The 16,017-nt window shown below is 60.8% G+C and carries 16 protein-coding genes; 12 read left to right on the forward strand and 4 right to left on the reverse strand.

All coding sequences use genetic code 11. The features are described from left to right. Positions 1 to 33: 33 nt before the first annotated feature. Positions 34 to 1,275 (forward strand): lipoprotein-releasing ABC transporter permease subunit, encoded by a 1,242-nt coding sequence (locus tag ACESMZ_RS12220; protein WP_372972684.1) that lies wholly within the window; start codon positions 34 to 36, stop codon positions 1,273 to 1,275. A 10-nt stretch (positions 1,276 to 1,285) separates the two neighbouring features. Beyond that, the gene (locus ACESMZ_RS12225; protein WP_372957109.1) at positions 1,286 to 1,987 is read left to right on the forward strand and encodes an ABC transporter ATP-binding protein; all 702 of its coding nucleotides are present in this window, start codon (positions 1,286 to 1,288) and stop codon (positions 1,985 to 1,987) included. Here ACESMZ_RS12225 and ACESMZ_RS12230 read toward each other — a convergent pair. Beyond that, on the reverse strand, positions 1,982 to 2,494 hold the full coding sequence (locus tag ACESMZ_RS12230) for a DUF2062 domain-containing protein (protein WP_372957110.1): 513 nt from the start codon (positions 2,492 to 2,494) through the stop codon (positions 1,982 to 1,984). The genes ACESMZ_RS12225 and ACESMZ_RS12230 overlap by 6 nt on opposite strands. A gap of 123 nt (positions 2,495 to 2,617) precedes the next feature. Here ACESMZ_RS12230 and ACESMZ_RS12235 point away from each other — a divergent pair, with 123 nt between their 5' ends. The 9 genes from ACESMZ_RS12235 (at position 2,618) to murB (ending at position 11,436) form a co-directional block, all read left to right on the forward strand. Continuing rightward, complete coding sequence (locus ACESMZ_RS12235; protein ID WP_372957111.1) at positions 2,618 to 4,945, forward strand: DNA internalization-related competence protein ComEC/Rec2; 2,328 nt, start codon at positions 2,618 to 2,620, stop codon at positions 4,943 to 4,945. An 88-nt stretch (positions 4,946 to 5,033) separates the two neighbouring features. After that, a complete protein-coding gene (locus tag ACESMZ_RS12240) occupies positions 5,034 to 5,660 on the forward strand; it encodes a MotA/TolQ/ExbB proton channel family protein (protein ID WP_372957112.1) in 627 nt (208 codons plus the stop codon). Between the two features lie 5 nt (positions 5,661 to 5,665). Then, positions 5,666 to 6,088 (forward strand): ExbD/TolR family protein, encoded by a 423-nt coding sequence (locus ACESMZ_RS12245; RefSeq protein WP_372957113.1) that lies wholly within the window; start codon positions 5,666 to 5,668, stop codon positions 6,086 to 6,088. A gap of 60 nt (positions 6,089 to 6,148) precedes the next feature. Then, positions 6,149 to 7,897 carry a lipid A export permease/ATP-binding protein MsbA gene (gene msbA, locus ACESMZ_RS12250; RefSeq protein WP_372957114.1) on the forward strand — a complete coding sequence of 583 codons (1,749 nt, stop codon included), beginning with the start codon at positions 6,149 to 6,151 and terminating at the stop codon, positions 7,895 to 7,897. Further along, positions 7,894 to 8,925: a tetraacyldisaccharide 4'-kinase gene (lpxK, locus tag ACESMZ_RS12255; protein WP_372957115.1), complete on the forward strand. Its 1,032-nt coding sequence runs from the start codon at positions 7,894 to 7,896 to the stop codon at positions 8,923 to 8,925. The genes msbA and lpxK overlap by 4 nt, the downstream gene beginning before the upstream one ends. A 1-nt stretch (position 8,926) precedes the next feature. Next, positions 8,927 to 9,121, forward strand: a complete 195-nt coding sequence (locus ACESMZ_RS12260) for a Trm112 family protein (protein ID WP_372957116.1) — start codon at positions 8,927 to 8,929, stop codon at positions 9,119 to 9,121. 4 nt (positions 9,122 to 9,125) lie between these two features. Continuing rightward, positions 9,126 to 9,896, forward strand: a complete 771-nt coding sequence (kdsB, locus tag ACESMZ_RS12265) for a 3-deoxy-manno-octulosonate cytidylyltransferase (RefSeq protein ID WP_372957117.1) — start codon at positions 9,126 to 9,128, stop codon at positions 9,894 to 9,896. A gap of 14 nt (positions 9,897 to 9,910) precedes the next feature. Continuing rightward, complete coding sequence (locus tag ACESMZ_RS12270; protein WP_372957118.1) at positions 9,911 to 10,393, forward strand: low molecular weight protein-tyrosine-phosphatase; 483 nt, start codon at positions 9,911 to 9,913, stop codon at positions 10,391 to 10,393. Next, a complete protein-coding gene (murB, locus tag ACESMZ_RS12275; protein ID WP_372957119.1) occupies positions 10,393 to 11,436 on the forward strand; it encodes a UDP-N-acetylmuramate dehydrogenase in 1,044 nt (347 codons plus the stop codon). Before ACESMZ_RS12270 ends, murB begins: the two co-directional genes overlap by 1 nt. A 66-nt stretch (positions 11,437 to 11,502) precedes the next feature. On the opposite strand, the gene ACESMZ_RS12280 is transcribed toward murB, so the two are convergent. Beyond that, complete coding sequence (locus ACESMZ_RS12280) at positions 11,503 to 13,236, reverse strand: proline--tRNA ligase (protein ID WP_372972685.1); 1,734 nt, start codon at positions 13,234 to 13,236, stop codon at positions 11,503 to 11,505. A 76-nt stretch (positions 13,237 to 13,312) separates the two neighbouring features. Continuing rightward, a complete protein-coding gene (locus ACESMZ_RS12285; protein ID WP_372957121.1) occupies positions 13,313 to 13,819 on the reverse strand; it encodes an Lrp/AsnC family transcriptional regulator in 507 nt (168 codons plus the stop codon). Positions 13,820 to 13,962: 143 nt separating this feature from the next. On the opposite strand from ACESMZ_RS12285, the gene leuA reads away from it, so the two are divergent. Then, positions 13,963 to 15,636 carry a 2-isopropylmalate synthase gene (gene leuA / locus ACESMZ_RS12290; protein ID WP_372972686.1) on the forward strand — a complete coding sequence of 558 codons (1,674 nt, stop codon included), beginning with the start codon at positions 13,963 to 13,965 and terminating at the stop codon, positions 15,634 to 15,636. Between the two features lie 120 nt (positions 15,637 to 15,756). Here the strand turns inward: leuA and ACESMZ_RS12295 are convergent, their stop codons facing one another. Beyond that, positions 15,757 to 15,966 (reverse strand): cold-shock protein, encoded by a 210-nt coding sequence (locus ACESMZ_RS12295; protein ID WP_091853604.1) that lies wholly within the window; start codon positions 15,964 to 15,966, stop codon positions 15,757 to 15,759. Positions 15,967 to 16,017: the final 51 nt, after the last annotated feature.

Genomic DNA, 16,017 nt, shown 5'->3' on the forward strand with positions numbered 1-16,017 from the left:
CGATTCGACTTCCGGTAGTGACAGGCGACCTGTATGTTTCGACCCCTCTCGTTCTATATCGGCCTGCGGTACACCGCAGCCAAGCGACGAAATCACTTCATTTCCTTTATTTCACTGACTTCCATGATTGGCCTGATGCTTGGCGTGGCGGTGCTCATCATCGTGTTGTCGGTGATGAATGGTTTTGACCGGGAGCTCAAGGAGAAAGTCCTGGGCATGGTGCCGCATGCCGTCGTGAAAGGGGATCCCTATCTGGCAGATTGGGAGGCGGTGGACCGGCAGGTAGCGGAACACCCGCGGGTACTGGCCGCTGCGCCCTTCATCGAAGGCCAGGGCATGGTGACCGGCGGCGGCAACGTCCGAGGCGTGCTGATCAAGGGCATTATTCCGGAAGAGGAAGATTCGGTTTCCATTATCTCCAGCCAGATGATCGAGGGTCGCCTGGATGATCTGAAGTCCGGAGAATTTGGCATTATCGTGGGTCGGCCACTGGCAGCTAGCCTGCGCCTGCAGGTGGGTGACAAGCTGACGGTGGTGCTGCCGGAAGCCTCGGTCAGTCCTGCGGGGGTCATGCCGAGGCTCAAGCGCTTCACGGTCGCCGGGATATTCAGCACCGGGGCCGAGCTTGATGGCAACTACACCCTGATCCACATGGATGATGCCGGCAAACTGATGCGAACCGGGGGGCTGGCGGAAGGGGTCCGCCTGCTGGTAGATGACCTGTTCGCTGCCCCTGCGGTGGTTGAGGAGGCGGCAGTCAGTCTGGGTGGACGCTACTTTATCTCGGACTGGACGCGTACCCATGGCAGCCTGTTCAGTGCCATCCAGATGGAGAAAACCATTATTGGGCTGTTGCTGATGTTCATTGTGGCGGTTGCTGCCTTTAACATTGTTTCAACCCTGGTGATGGTGGTGACCGACAAGACCGGTGACATCGCGATTCTGCGTACCATGGGGGCGACCCCGGGGCGAATCATGCGTATTTTCATGATACAGGGGGCCATTATCGGGGTGTTCGGCACCCTTGTCGGAATGGGGCTGGGCATCCTGGGTGCGCTCTACATCAGTGACCTGATCAGCGGCCTGGAGAGTCTGCTGAACCATCAGTTCCTGAACGCCGATGTCTATTTCATCAGTTACCTGCCGTCGGACCTGCAGTGGCCGGACGTGGCCATAATCAGCAGTGCCGGCCTGGTCATGAGCCTGCTGGCGACTCTGTACCCGGCGTGGCGGGCATCCCGCGTCGATCCGGCGGAGGCTCTCCGGTATGAATAAGGACACTGCCATGCAAACCGATTCACGCCCGGTCATAGCGTGCCGCAACCTGACCCGCACTTATCGGGAGGGGCCTGCAACCCTGACCATTTTTTCCGATATATCCCTGACGGTGGAGGCTGGTGAAACCGTTGCTATCGTCGGTAGCAGTGGTGCCGGCAAGACCACCCTGCTGAACCTGCTGGGCGGGCTGGACAAGCCCTCCACTGGCGATATCAGCATCTGTGGCGAGCCGATCCATCGTATGAGTGAGGCCCGGCGTGCAAGGTTCCGTAACCAGCACCTGGGGTTTGTTTACCAGTTTCATCATCTGCTGCCGGAGTTTTCAGCCCGGGAGAACGTCATGCTGGCCTGTACCCTGGGGGGGATGTCAGTGCGCGAGGCCGGTCATAAGGCTGACGCCATGCTGGCCCAGGTGGGGCTGGGTGAGCGTCTGGCCCACAAGCCGGGTGAGTTGTCAGGCGGTGAGCGCCAGCGGGTAGCGATCGCCCGGGCATTGGTCAACGAGCCTGAGTGTGTATTGATGGATGAGCCCACCGGTAACCTGGACGAGCAGACCGGTGAAAGCGTTCAGCGGCTGATCGAAGGATTGCGGGACCGACTGGGTATTGCCTTCGTGGTCGTTACCCACGATATGGGGATGGCCCGGAGCCTGGGGCGCGTGCTCAAACTGGAACAGGGCACGCTTCACCCGCTGCCAATGTCCTCATAGCTCGTTTCGGCGCCGGCGCCAGTCCTTGCGGACCTTGCGCCGCCACAGGTACTGGATCACAAGGTAGCTGACGCACCCTGACACGGTGGCCACGGCCACAGAGCCAATGTACAGGGGTATGCCGATTTCCACGATGCGCTCACTGAACCAGTGCCAGGAAAACTGGAATTCGAAAGTGATGACGGGTCGGTCCAGCAATATCGCGCCGATCTTGTAGTTGAAGTAGAAGATAGGCGGCATGGTAAGCGGGTTACTGATCCATACCAGTGCAACGGACAGCGGCAGGTTGGCGTTGAGCATCACTGCACCAAAAGCCGCCGCCAGCATCTGGAGCGGCATGGGGATGAGCGCCAGGAACACTCCGATAAGAAAGGCACGGGCAACACTGTGACGGTTGATGTGCCACAGGTTCGGTTCATGGACAATATCCCCGAGAAAGCGCAGCGACTCGATAGAGCGCACCCTTTCCGGCGACGGGATATAGCGTTTCATGAACTTCTTCGGCATATCGAAGAAAAGCCTGTTTGCCGGGGCAGTCCGGGGAAACTGGGATCCGGGGCCCGCGTGTCTGCCTGACTGGACACACAAGGTGCAGGAGAGCGCCTTGTCTGGATAGGGACGGTCCAACTGATGGGAACAGGGATCGCCGCCTTTGCCTGCGGCGTCATCATACTTTACTCCGGGCTTTTCACGCCACCATGGGCGCTGGCATGCGCAGGCCTGGCCCTGATAGTGATTACCGCAAGGCCTGGCGGCCTCGCTCCCGTTCCGAAGTTGTTTATCCTCTGTTTGCTGGCAGGGCTGCTCTGGGCGTCCGTTTTTGCCCAATGGCGCCTCGGCGACCGGCTCGACCCGGCCCTGGAGGGTGAGCCCCTGACGGTCTCCGGCTTTCTCTGTTCTGCCTCGGCACCCGGAGCCTGGGGCAGCGTCCGTTTCAGCCTGTGCCTCGACAGCGACCGCCCCGAGGGTGTTCCGGCACGTGTCCGCCTAGCCTGGTACGGAGAAGAGGCAACAATGGCGTTGCCCAGTCCGCTGACGGCCACTGTGGTGCTTAAGCGACCCCATGGTGCGGTCAACCCCGGGGGTTTCCGTTACGAGACCTGGTTGTTCCGTAAGGGATACGGGGCCACCGGCACCGTCCGTACCCTTGAGGCAAACCTGGCTGGCCGGTGCGGTCTGAGCTGTGGCTACCATCGCTGGCGCCAGGGCCTGATCAGTTCCGCAGACAAGGCCCTGCAGGGCATGGATCACAAGGCCCTGGCGTTGTCCCTGTTGCTGGGTTATCGGGGGCAGATGGAAAATGCGCACTGGACGGTGCTGGAAGCCACCGGGACCATTCATCTGGTGGCAATTTCCGGACTGCATCTGGGTCTGGTGGCTGGCATCGCCGGATTATTACTGAGATGGTCGCTTGTCCGCCTGCCGATGGTGGGCATGACTCCGCGACAGCAGCGTTTCCGTCTCTGGCTGCTGGTGACCCTGGCAGCTGCGGGGTATGCACTGCTTGCAGGCTTCACGGTACCCACCCGGCGGGCGCTGGTCATGGTTGCCATTGCCGGATGGTTGTTGCTGGGAGGCCGTATCAGCGGTGCCTGGCAGGGCTGGCTGGTGGCTATGGGGCTGGTACTGCTGGCGGACCCCTTCGGGCCTCTGGATCAGGGGTTCTGGCTGTCGTTTGGAGCTGTTGCCGTGCTGATCCTGGTGTTCAGCCGGTTGCACGGCAGGCCCGGACCACTGAAGGCCCTGATCCTTGCGCAGTCTGCGGTTTTTGCCGGCCTCTGGCCGGTTCTGGCGATACTTGACCAGGGCGCCGCCTGGGCCGGGCTGATGGCGAACCTGTTCGCCATTCCCTGGCTCTCGTTGCTGGTTATGCCGCTTTTGCTGGCGGCAGGCGTGATTTTGCTGGTGACGGGTGGGGTGTTACCAGAGCCGGTTCTGCTTGTGCTGGATTACGTGCTGGGCGTTTTATGGTGGGTGCTGGTGCAATTGGCGCAGCTGGACATGCCTTCAGGCCGGCTGCCAGTCTGGATAGCGCTTGCCTTCGCGCTGCTGGTGTTGCTGGCGCTCTGGTGGCCCGGCAACTGGCTTCGCCTGGCGAGTCTTGCAGCGGCGGCCCTGTTATTGCTGGTCAATGTCGGTCACGGTGGCAATGCCTGGCAGCCATCGCCAAGGGTGTGGATCTGGGATGTGGGGCAGGGGTTGTCAGTGTTGCTGGAGCATGAGGGCGAGACCCTGCTTTATGATACCGGCCCGGAGTCGGCCTCTGGCTATAACGCCGTATCGGAAGTGCTGATCCCGTCGCTGGATCGTATTGGTATTCGTGCCCTCGGCACCCTGGTAATCAGTCACGGTGACCAGGACCACGCCGGGGGCCTGTCGGCATTGCTGGGCCGGTACCGGCCTCGCCACATTATCGCCGGCGAACCCGGCCGTTTGCCGGCGGACATCAAGGAATCCGCCGAGAGCTGTCGTGGCCGCGAACCTGTCCGGGTCGGGCAGGTATGGGTCCGTTTCTGGCAGGCAGGGCAAGGGGTTGCCGGCAAGGATGCCAACGACCTGTCCTGTGTGCTGGTGCTGGAATACGCCGGCCACCAGACACTCTTGCCCGGGGATATTTCAGCCCGCACCGAACGCCATATGCTGCGGGAGAACCGGCAACTGGTGGACCGGCAGGGGCAACTCACGGTAATCGCTCCACACCATGGCAGCAAGACGTCGTCCGGGGCCGGGTTCGTTCGTGACCTTTCGCCGGAGCGGGTCATTTTTACTGCCGGTTACCGTCACCGCTATGGCCACCCCCATCCCGATGTGGTTGCCCGGTACCGGGATGCCGGAAGTGCCTTGCTGAATACGGCGACTTCGGGCGCCATTCGCCTCGAGTTGAAACAGGAGGGGGTTGACGTCTCCGAGTGGAGACAGGACGCTCCCTTCTGGATTCGCCGGCATACGAATGAGTAATCCTTCCCATACGTCGCTTTCGGATGTGGTCTGATTTCGTGGCTATGCTAAAGTAGCGCCGCTTGTAACAGATCAGGGGAGACTGTGCGTGTTTGAGCTTCTGAAAGCGGGCGGCATTGTGATGGTGCCTATTGTGTTGTGCTCCATTCTGGCACTGGCCATTATCCTGGAGCGGCTCTGGACCTTGCGTCCGTCTCGCGTGGCGCCACCGGATGTCATGGCCGAGCTCTGGCGCTGGATCAAGGCGCGGGAGCTCAATGGTCGCAAGCTCAAGGCCTTGCAGGCATCGTCGCCCACCGGGCGGGTACTGGCCAGTGGCCTGATGAACGCCAAGCATGGTCGTGAGGTCATGAAGGAGAGCATTGAACAGGAAGCAGCCCAGGTCATCCACGACCTTGAGCGATTCCTGAACCCGCTTGGCACCATCGCCACCATTACGCCGCTGCTGGGGCTGCTTGGTACCGTAATCGGTATGATCAAGGTGTTTTCCCGGATGCAGGGTGCAGGAGCCGCCAATATCTCAACACTATCCGGTGGTATATCAGAGGCCCTGGTAACCACAGCTGCCGGCCTGACTGTCGCCATTCCTGCACTGATAGCTCACCGCTACCTGATCCGGCGCATTGAGGCGCTCGTTGTGGGTATGGAGCAGGAAGCCGTTCGACTGGTGGAAGTGGTCCACGGTGATCGCGAAATCGACGTTGAGGGAGCCTGACGGCCGTGAAATTCCAACGCCAGCGTAGCCGCGAAGTGGGCGTGGACCTGACGCCCCTGATTGATGTGGTGTTCCTGCTGCTGATTTTCCTGATGGTCTCCACCACCCTGCCGGACGACACTCACCTCAATATCCAGCTGCCACAGGCGGACGGTGAGCCGGTTACAACCGAGGTTGAGCAGATTGATCTGGTGGTGAACGCCGAGGGGCATTACATTGTGAATGGTCGCACCCTGGTCAATAATCGCCGGGGGACCCTGGAGCAGGCGATCCTTGACGTGGCCGGTGACAGCAATAGCCTGCCGTTTGTGATCACGGCCGATGCGCGTACGGCACATGAGTTCGTCATCCGGGCCATGGACGTTGCCGGCAAGCTGGGGTTCACCCGGATCAGTTTCACCACGGATCCCACTTCGGATGACTCATAGGACGTTTCTGCCCATTTCCGCGCAGAGACCCCTCAATTCCGGTAATCACCTGGCGGGGCAATGAACCAAGCTGAAGTTTCCAACTGGCAGACCTACCGTCGTCTGCTCAGGTACGTCAAACCCTTCTGGATCGCGTTTTCGCTGGCGGTGATCGGCAATATCATCTATGCCGCTGCATCCACTGGCATGGCGGCTGCGATGGAGTACGTCATCGAAGCCATCGAGAACCCCAGTGCCCAGAACCGTATCATGCTCACCGGGATGATTGTGGGTGTGTTCGCCTTCCGGGGCGTGGGTACCTTTATGGGGCAGTACTTTATTGCCTATGTCGGCCGGCACGTGGTCAATGCCCTGCGCAAGCAGGTGTTTGACCGTCTGCTTGCGCTGCCGTCCCGGTACTTCGATAACAACGCCTCCGGCCGCCTGGTTTCCAAGCTGACGTTCAACGTGGAGCAGGTGGCCGACGCCACCACCAGCGCTGTCACCATCCTGCTTCGGGAAGGGCTGACCATCGTCGGACTGCTGACGTTCATGGTCTACACCAACTGGAAACTGACCCTGGTGTTCGTGGCTATCGGTCCGTTGATAGGCCTGGTGGTGAGTTACGCCAGCAAGCGCTTTCGCAAGATCAGCCGTCGTATCCAGAGTTCCATGGGGGATGTCACCCATGTGTCATCGGAGTCCATCACCGGCTACCGGGTGGTGCGAACCTTTGGCGGAGAGGAGTACGAGCGGGAAAGGTTCGGAGAAGTGGCCGACCGCACCATGAAACAGGGCCTTAAAATGGCGTCCACCCAGGCCATCGCCACCCCGGTGGTGCAGGTGCTCGTTGCCTTCGCTATTGCTGCCCTGGTCTGGGTCATGCTGGCACCGGAAATCCGCGGCACCATGACGACTGGCGAGCTGGTCGCGTTTATTACCGCGGCGGCCACTATGGCCAAGCCCATCCGGCAGGTCACCTCGGTGCACAGCAAGATCCAGAAAGGGGTTGCCGCCGCTCAGGATGTCTTTGGCACTATGGACGAAGAGCCGGAGCGGGATGATGGCCGGTACGCCCCGGTAAGGGTCCAGGGCGATATCCTTTTCGATGATGTCTGCTTCCGATACCAGGACAACCTGGACGATGTGCTCCATCACATCAGCCTGGACATCCCGGCGGGGCAGAGCGTGGCACTGGTTGGCCGGTCGGGCAGCGGCAAATCCACCATGGTGAGCCTGCTGCCGAGGTTCTACGAATATTACCAGGGCAGGATCCTTATCGACGGACGCCCGATCACCGAATTCAGCCTGAGCGCATTGCGGGCCCAGATCGCCCTGGTGACCCAGAATGTTGTGCTGTTCAACGACTCCATCGCCGCCAATATTGCCTACGGCTCCCTGCGGGACCGGTCCCGTGAGGAAATCATCGAAGCTGCTCGCAAGGCCCATGCCATGGAGTTTATCGAACGGATGCCCGACGGGCTGGACACCATGGTGGGCGACAATGGCGTCATGCTGTCCGGTGGCCAGCGGCAGCGTCTCGCGATTGCGCGGGCACTGTTGAAAGATGCTCCCATACTGATTCTCGACGAGGCCACCTCGGCCCTGGATACCGAATCCGAACGCCATATACAGGAAGCGCTGGAAGTGGTGATGAAAGGACGCACCACCCTGGTGATTGCCCATCGCCTGTCCACCATTGAAAAGGCCGACCGCATCTTGGTGATGGAGTCTGGCCATATCGTGGAGGATGGCAACCACCAGCAATTGCTGGAAGCCGGCGGTGCCTACGCCCAGCTTCACCAGATGCAGTTCAGTGAAGGCGAATGACCGATCTGACCGAACGGCTGTGGTACGGGCGGGGGCCCCTTTTGTGGCCCCTGCTGCCGTTTTCCTGGCTCTACCGTGCAGTGGCCAGCTGGCGCCGTAACCGGCTGACAGCCTCTGCGGAACCGTTACCGGTGCCGGTGGTAGTGGTGGGTAACATCACCGTCGGGGGTACCGGAAAATCTCCGTTGACTGCGTGGCTGGCTTCCCATTTCCGGGAGCAGGGCTGGCGACCGGTCATTCTGTCCCGGGGATACGGTGGCAAGCGTTCCGGCGATACTCCTCTGCGGGTTAACTCTGATACGGATCCGGCCGAAGCTGGTGACGAGCCGGTAATGTTGGCGACCCAGACCGGTTGCCCGGTTGTCGTTCACCCGCAACGTCTGACCTCGGCACGCATGGCCCTGCAGCAGGGGCTCGGTAATCTGTTTCTGTGTGATGACGGACTTCAGCACTATGCCCTGGCCAGGGATGTGGAAATTGCTGTCTTTGACGGCGCAAGGGGTGTGGGGAATGGTGTCAGTCTGCCGGCTGGGCCGCTGCGGGAACCGGTGGGGCGACTGCAGGATGTTGACCTGGTGGTGGTTAATGGCCTGCCTGGAAAGCGTGTGCCTGAGCACCCGCGGCGTTATGCCATGACGCTTCAGCCGGCAGGAGTGCGCCACCTGCTGACCGGGGTCACGCATGACCCCGGGCCATGGCTTCAGGGCAGGAAATGCATGGCCCTGGCCGGTATCGGCAACCCCGGACGCTTCTTTGACCAGCTCAGGGATCTGGGGGCCCAGGTTGAGGGCCGGGCGTTCCCGGACCATCATCGATATACTGAACAGGATATCGCCACCGGCAACGGGCTCCCTGTGTTGATGACAGCCAAGGACGCTGTCAAGATTCAGCCTTTCGCCCATGATCGCTGCTGGGTCCTGGATGTAGCCCCTCAGCTACCGTCCGGGTTCGGCGCCGCAGTAGACCGGGCCCTTGCACGGAAACTGGCCGTTCGCGGCCTGGATGCTTCTTCATTAAGAGAGACATGACATGGACAAGAAACTGATTGCCATGCTGGCCTGCCCGGTGTGCAAAGGCGACCTGAAACTGGACCGGGAACGGAACGAGATGGTGTGCTATGCCGATGGCATGGCTTTTCCCATCCGCGAGGGTATCCCGGTCATGCTGGCCAGCGAGGCCCGCACCCTCAGCGCTGAAGAGCGCGTCGATCGTCCACTGGGGTGACGCCGTGTCGTTTACCGTCGTTATTCCCGCACGTTACGCCTCCTCCCGTCTGCCCGGAAAGCCGCTGGCGGACATTGGCGGCGCACCGATGATTCGCCATGTATACGAACAGGCCTGCCGCAGCCGCGCTGACCGGGTACTGATCGCCACCGATGACGTGCGTATCGAGGAAGCCTGTCTGGGCTTCGGTGCGGAGGTGGTAATGACGTCTCCTGAACACGCCAGCGGCACTGACCGGTTACAGGAAGTGGCCACCCGCCTGGGACTCGATGACGAAGCCAGTGTGGTGAATGTCCAGGGAGACGAACCCCTGATTCCGCCCGCCCTGATCAACCAGGTGGCAGATGCCCTCGACGAGTACCGTGATGCGGCGATCTCGACCCTGTGTGAGCGCATTCATGAGCCCGCAGAACTGTTTAACCCCAACGTCGTCAAGGTTGTCCGGGACCACGAGGGTTATGCCCACTATTTCAGCCGGGCGCCTGTGCCATGGTCACGGGCTGACTGGCAGGCGGGCAGGGTGCCGGAGCAGCTACCAGAGGGTTACCGGGCCTGGCGGCATATCGGCATCTATGGATACCGGGTCAGCCTGCTGCACCGGTTCGTGGCCTGGCCGCCGGCCCCCACCGAGCTCACCGAAAGCCTTGAGCAACTGCGGGCTCTCTATCAGGGAGCGCGTATTCACGTCAGTGAGGCCGCAGAGGCACCCCCGGCCGGTGTCGATACCCGTGAAGACCTGGAGCGGGTTCGTCAGTACCTGGCGCTAAAGCACTGAAAAAGGAGTATCCAATGAGCGACCCGATTCGTGTACTGTTCGTGTGCCTTGGCAATATCTGCCGGTCTCCCACTGCGGAAGGGGTCTTCCGTCAACACCTGGAGGAGCATGGGCTGGCGGACCTGGTAGAGGTGGACTCCTGTGGAACCGGTAACTGGCACGTGGGTTCTGCCCCGGACGAACGCGCCCGCAAGGCCGCCGCAGGACGGGGCATCGATATTGGCCACCTGCGAGCCAGACAGTTCCGCCCGGAAGACCTGGAAGCGTTCCATTATATCCTCACCATGGACCGCCAGAACCTGGCGGATATCCGGGATGTATGGATGCAGCAGGGCGGCACTGAGCCCCGGCTGTTCCTGGATTATCTGCCAGACAGTACCCTGACCGAAGTGCCGGATCCTTACTACGGCGGTGACGATGGTTTTGATCACGTGCTGGACCTGATTCACCAGGCCAGCGAGGGCCTGCTCAACGATATCCGGCCCCGCCTCGACTGATGCGCCCCCGTCTCCTTGTCGAGAATGCCGACCTTCAGTCGCTGAGCACCATGGCGACTCCGGCCAGGGCCCGCTACCTGGTCAATGCGGGAACCCCGGAAGATGCCTGTCAGGCACTATCCTGGGCCAGTCGGGAAGGGTTGCCGGTACAGGTGGTCGGAGGTGGTAGCAACCTGATCTTCTGCGATGACTTTCCGGGGCTTGTGCTGCACATGGCCCTGCGAGGTAAACGGTGGGAGGCAGTAAACGGAGATGAGGCCACGCTGATGCTGGCTGCCGGGGAAAGCTGGCATCAGTCGGTTCTCTATGTCGCTGGCGCCGGTTATCGGGGTATCGAGAACCTTGCCCTGATCCCCGGTACCGCCGGGGCGGCGCCGGTGCAGAATATTGGAGCCTACGGGGTGGAGTTATCCGACTCGTTTATCAGTCTGCTGGCCTGGGACCGGCAGGCCGGTGAGCCGGTGACGCTGGACAGGGAAGACTGCCGTTTCGGATACCGGGACAGTCTGTTCAAGCACGAACCCGAACGGTACCTGATCCTGGAAATACGCCTGCGTCTGAGTCGCCATCGTCCTTTCGAACTGGGGTACGGGGAGTTGGCTCAGTGGTTCGATGGCAGAACCCCGGATTCTCCTCTGGAAGTGGCGCAAGCGGTGATGACCGTTCGCCGGCGCAAACTGCCTGATCCGGAACAACTGCCGAATACCGGTAGTTTCTTCAAGAATCCGGTAGTCACGGTGGCGCAATGGGAAGAGCTGAGAGACCAGTGGCCGGATATGGTGGCCTACCCGACGGACGGTGGGGTCAAGCTGGCGGCTGGCTGGCTGATCGATCAGTGTGGCTGGAAGGGGTATCGCAACCGGACGGTGGGGGTCCATCACCGGCAGGCGCTGGTGCTGATCAATCATTCCGGCGGAAATGGCAAGCAGGTACTGGAACTGGCCCGGCGTATCCGTGACGATGTTCTGGAGCGTTACGGCGTATTGCTGGAAATGGAGCCCGGCGTCGTGCCATCGGCCTGCGGGTTGGGCTCTCCGGTCTGATGTCAGGGCCGGGTTCCCGCAGTCAGCCTGGCACTAAGGTGCCAGGCTGACTGCGGGAAGCGGTTATCAGGAACGGCGACGGGGCGAGGCGGCGAGCAGGAAGTCCAGAATGTCATCCACCGGCAGGTCCTGTTTGTCCGCGTCCTGACGACCTTTGTACTCCAGGGTTCCGGCACCGAGGCCCCGGTCGGAAACCACCACCCGGTGGGGCAGGCCCATCAGTTCCAGGTCGGCAAACTTCACACCCGGACGTTCGTTCCTGTCGTCCAGAAGCACATCAAAACCAGCCTCGGTAAGCTGGGCATAGAGTTTCTCGCCCGCTTCCTGCACGGCCGGTGACTTGTGACCGTTCAGGGTGACGATGGCGACTTCGAAGGGCGCGATCGCCTCAGGCCAGATAATGCCCCGGTCGTCATGGTTCTGCTCAATCGCTGCGGCCACGATCCGTGATACCCCGATGCCATAGCAGCCCATTTCCAGTACCGCACTCCTGCCATGCTCATCCAGCACCGTGGCCCCCATGGCCTTGCTGTACTTGTTGCCCAGCTTGAAGATATGGCCTACCTCGATACCCCGGCGGATTTCGAGTGTGCCCTTGCCGTCCGGGCTGGGGTCGCCTTCAACCACATTGCGCAGGTCTTCCACCCGTCCCAGGGTGACATCCCGCTCCCAGTTGACACCGGTAAGGTGGTAACCCTCCCGGTTGGCACCACAGACAAAATCCGCCAGGTGCGCGGCGGCACGGTCGACAATAACCGGTACCGGCAGATTGACCGGGCCAATGGAGCCCGGCGCACAACCCGTGGCCTGACGAATTTCCTCATCGGTTGCCATGGTCAGGGGCTCTGCCACACCTTCCAGGTTTTCCGCCTTGATGTCGTTCAACGTGTGGTCGCCCCGCAGAATCAGCGCTACCAGCCCCGCCTCTTCGCCTTCGGGGGCTTGCGCCCTCACCAGCAGGGTCTTGACGGTCTTCTCGGCGGGTACCTTAAGGAATTCAGCAATTGCGGCAATGGTGGTCTGGCCAGGCGTGGCAACCTCGGTCATGGCTTCTGCAGGTGCGGGGCGCTCGCCCGCGGGTGCCAGTGCCTCCGCTTTTTCGATGTTGGCCGCGTAATCACCCCCGGTGCTGAAGGCGATCTCGTCCTCCCCGGAGGAAGCCAGCACGTGGAATTCGTGGGAGGCATTGCCGCCGATGGCCCCGGAGTCCGCCACTACCGGACGATAGTCCAGGCCCAGACGATCAAAGATGGCGCAGTAGGTGCGGTGCATCACCTCGTAGGTCTCATCCAGGGATTCGCCACTAACGTGGAACGAGTAGGCGTCCTTCATCAGGAATTCCCGGGCCCGCATCACACCAAAGCGGGGGCGGCGCTCGTCCCGGAACTTGGTCTGGATCTGATAGAAGTTGGCGGGCAGTTCCTTGTAGCTCTTCAGTTCGTTACGGATCAGGTCGGTAATCACTTCCTCGTGGGTGGGACCGAAGCAGAAATCCCGGTCGTGCCGGTCTTTCAGACGCAACAGCTCACCGCCGTACTGCTGCCAGCGGCCTGACTCCTGCCACAGCTCTGCCGGCTGCACCGCCGGCATCAGCACTTCCTGGGCACCATTGCGGTCCATCTCCTCCCGCACGATGCGCTCCACCTTTCGCAATACCCGCAGCCCCAGTGGCAGCCAGGTGTACAGACCTGCCGCCAGTTTGCGGATCATGCCGGCACGCAGCATCAGCTGATGGCTGATGATCTCGGCATCGGAGGGATTTTCCTTGAGGGTGGCAATCAGATAACGGCTCGCTCGCATTATGGTTTCCGTAACGAAGGAATTTAAGTGAATATGAATGGGTTATTGTACGTGCCCTGAGCCAGAAATGAACCGGTTATCCTTCGGTCTCAAGATATTTCAGGGGCAGGGCCGTGGAGTCAATCACGCGCCGCAAAACAAAGCTGGAATGCACGCCGCTGACACCGGGAATCCGGGTGATCTGGTTGAGCAGGAATTCGTGGTAGTGGTCCATATCCGGAACGACCACCTTGAGCATGTAGTCTGCATCCTGGCCGGTGATCAGGTAGCACTCCTGAACCTCGGGGTAGTCGGCTACCTGCCGCTCGAACGCCTCGAACCGTTCCGGGGTGTGGCGGTCCATGCCGATAAGAATAATGGCGGTGAGGGATAACCCCAGCTTCTTGTGGTCCAGCACGGTAACCCGGTCCAGGATAATGCCCGCTTCTTCCAGTGCCCGGACCCGCCTCAGGCAAGGGGAGGGGGAGAGCCCGACCGCCTCGGCCAGCTGCTGGTTATTAAGGGCGCCGTCATCCTGCAAGGTTTCGAGGATGCGGCGATCGGTACGATCCAGTTTGTGCACTTCCCGGGATCTCGTTGGCATAATATGGCGTCCAGATGAGAACTTTTAGGTTATTGTTGCCTGAATATTCCAAGTGCCGGCCAAAAAAGCAATCAAATTCCCGCTTGCCTGCGTTATTATAGAAAAATAGTGAATCAGGACATCTGAAATTAAGGGCAGACACCATGGCTTTCGATCACAGCAAGTACATTCCCTTCCAGCCAGTGCGCAAGACCGACCGTCGCTGGCCGGACAAGGTTATCGAAAAGGCACCTGACTGGTGTGCGGTAGACCTGCGGGACGGTAACCAGGCACTGGTCAAGCCCATGACGGTAGCGCAGAAGCAGCGCCTGTTCGATTTGCTGGTCAAGGTAGGCTTCAAGCAGATTGAAATCGGCTTTCCTGCGGCCAGCCAGCCGGACTTCGACTTCTGCCGCAAACTGATCGAAGAAAACCGGATTCCGGACGACGTTCGAATCCAGGTACTGACCCAGGCCCGCCCCGAGCTGATTGAGCGTACCTACCAGGCCCTGGAAGGTGCCAAGCGGGCGATCGTGCATGTGTACAACTCTACGTCCACCGTCCAGCGGGAGCAGGTGTTCGGTATGGACCGTGAGGGCATCAAGCAGATTGCGGTTAACGGTGCCCGCCTGGTGCAGGACATTGCTGCCCGCTACCCGGATACGGACTGGACCTTCCAGTATTCTCCGGAAAGCTTCACCGGCACCGAGCTGGACTATGCCGCCGAGGTGATCGATGCCGTCACCGAGGTTTGGCGTCCGGACCAGGGCCAGAAGGTGATTATCAACCTGCCGGCCACCGTGGAAATGGCTACCCCGAATGTATTCGCGGACCAGATCGAGTGGATCTGCGACAACATCCAGCGTCGTGAGCATGTGAGTATCAGCGTGCACACCCACAACGACCGGGGTTGCGGCGTTGCCGCCGCTGAACTGGCGGTCATGGCCGGCGCAGACCGGGTCGAAGGTACGCTGATGGGCAATGGCGAGCGCACTGGCAACATGGACCTGGTCACCATGGCCATGAACCTGTACAGCCAGGGCATTGATCCCAGGGTGGACATGTCCAACATGGCCGAAATTACCGATGTGGTGGAAGCCTGCACCGAGATTTCCACCCATCCCCGCCACCCCTATGCGGGTGAGCTGGTGTTTACCGCCTTCTCCGGCAGCCACCAGGATGCGATCCGCAAGTGCCTGGCCTATCGCAAGGAGGGTGACAAGTGGAACGTCGCCTACCTGCCTATCGATCCCAAGGATCTGGGCCGTCGTTATGAAGAGGTGGTGCGCATCAACAGTCAGTCCGGCAAGGGCGGCGTCGCCCACGTGCTGGAGCGGGACTACAAGATCAGCCTGCCCCGTTGGCTGCAGATCGAGTTCAGCCAGTGCGTCCAGAAAGAGGCGGAAACCCACGGTGGCGAGATCGACTCTCACACCATTCACCGGCTGTTTGAGGACCGTTACCTGGCGGTGGATGCCGCATGGCGCCTGACCACCTACGACCTGCACCGAGATGAAGAAGGGGTCAATGCCACAGTGAAGTTCGGCCAGCCGGCCATTGAGCTGAAGGGGCATGGCCTGGGTGCAGTAGAGGCGGTGGTTGCAGCACTGCAGGAAACCTATGGCATCACCCTGGCGGTAGAAGCCTACGATGAATTTGCCCTGGGTGAGGGGACCAACGCCAACGCGCTGGCGTGCATCCGCATTGTAGTGGATGGCGAGGTCCGCAGTTCTGCTGCCTTGGCGGAAGATACTACTTCCGCCACCCTGCAGGCACTGTTGTCAGCGGTGGGGAATCACGTTGGCTCTCCGGAGCCTGCCGCCGCTGCGACGGCCTGATAGCGATGCGAACGTTTCGGGGCCTGGGCAATACCCGGGCCCCAGACGCAGAAAAGCCGGCAAGTGCCGGCTTTTCTTTTGTCCAAAGCCCGTGAGGGGCAATGGCCGGAAACCATAACCTTAAACCGGGGTTACGTTTTCCGCCTGGGGACCTTTCGGGCCCTGGGTTACGGTGAACTGCACCTGCTGGCCTTCGGCCAGGGTACGGAACCCGCTTGCGTTGATTGCGCTGTAGTGAACGAATACGTCACTGCCACCGTCCTGGGCGATGAAACCGAAACCCTTGGACTCGTTGAACCACTTTACGTGGCCTGTTTTTGTGTCAGACATTGATCTTTCCTGTGTTTCTGAACGTTGTGCCCTCACGGGACCTTTCCTGAG

It is taken from the genome of Marinobacter sp., assembly GCF_041690615.1.
In the GTDB taxonomy this organism is placed as follows: Bacteria; Pseudomonadota; Gammaproteobacteria; order Pseudomonadales; family Oleiphilaceae; genus Marinobacter.

What these genes read in the sequence shown, in the direction of transcription:
- ACESMZ_RS12220 (WP_372972684.1), top strand. Translation starts at nt 34, where the DNA reads ATGTTTCGACCCCTCTCGTTCTATATCGGCCTGCGGTACACCGCAGCC.
- ACESMZ_RS12295 (WP_091853604.1), bottom strand. Translation starts at nt 15,966, where the DNA reads ATGTCTGACACAAAAACAGGCCACGTAAAGTGGTTCAACGAGTCCAAG.
- ACESMZ_RS12280 (WP_372972685.1), bottom strand. Translation starts at nt 13,236, where the DNA reads ATGCGAGCGAGCCGTTATCTGATTGCCACCCTCAAGGAAAATCCCTCC.
- ACESMZ_RS12230 (WP_372957110.1), bottom strand. Translation starts at nt 2,494, where the DNA reads ATGCCGAAGAAGTTCATGAAACGCTATATCCCGTCGCCGGAAAGGGTG.
- ACESMZ_RS12285 (WP_372957121.1), bottom strand. Translation starts at nt 13,819, where the DNA reads ATGCCAACGAGATCCCGGGAAGTGCACAAACTGGATCGTACCGATCGC.
- ACESMZ_RS12270 (WP_372957118.1), top strand. Translation starts at nt 9,911, where the DNA reads ATGAGCGACCCGATTCGTGTACTGTTCGTGTGCCTTGGCAATATCTGC.
- ACESMZ_RS12225 (WP_372957109.1), top strand. Translation starts at nt 1,286, where the DNA reads ATGCAAACCGATTCACGCCCGGTCATAGCGTGCCGCAACCTGACCCGC.
- ACESMZ_RS12260 (WP_372957116.1), top strand. Translation starts at nt 8,927, where the DNA reads ATGGACAAGAAACTGATTGCCATGCTGGCCTGCCCGGTGTGCAAAGGC.
- lpxK (WP_372957115.1), top strand. Translation starts at nt 7,894, where the DNA reads ATGACCGATCTGACCGAACGGCTGTGGTACGGGCGGGGGCCCCTTTTG.
- leuA (WP_372972686.1), top strand. Translation starts at nt 13,963, where the DNA reads ATGGCTTTCGATCACAGCAAGTACATTCCCTTCCAGCCAGTGCGCAAG.
- msbA (WP_372957114.1), top strand. Translation starts at nt 6,149, where the DNA reads ATGAACCAAGCTGAAGTTTCCAACTGGCAGACCTACCGTCGTCTGCTC.
- murB (WP_372957119.1), top strand. Translation starts at nt 10,393, where the DNA reads ATGCGCCCCCGTCTCCTTGTCGAGAATGCCGACCTTCAGTCGCTGAGC.
- ACESMZ_RS12235 (WP_372957111.1), top strand. Translation starts at nt 2,618, where the DNA reads ATGGGAACAGGGATCGCCGCCTTTGCCTGCGGCGTCATCATACTTTAC.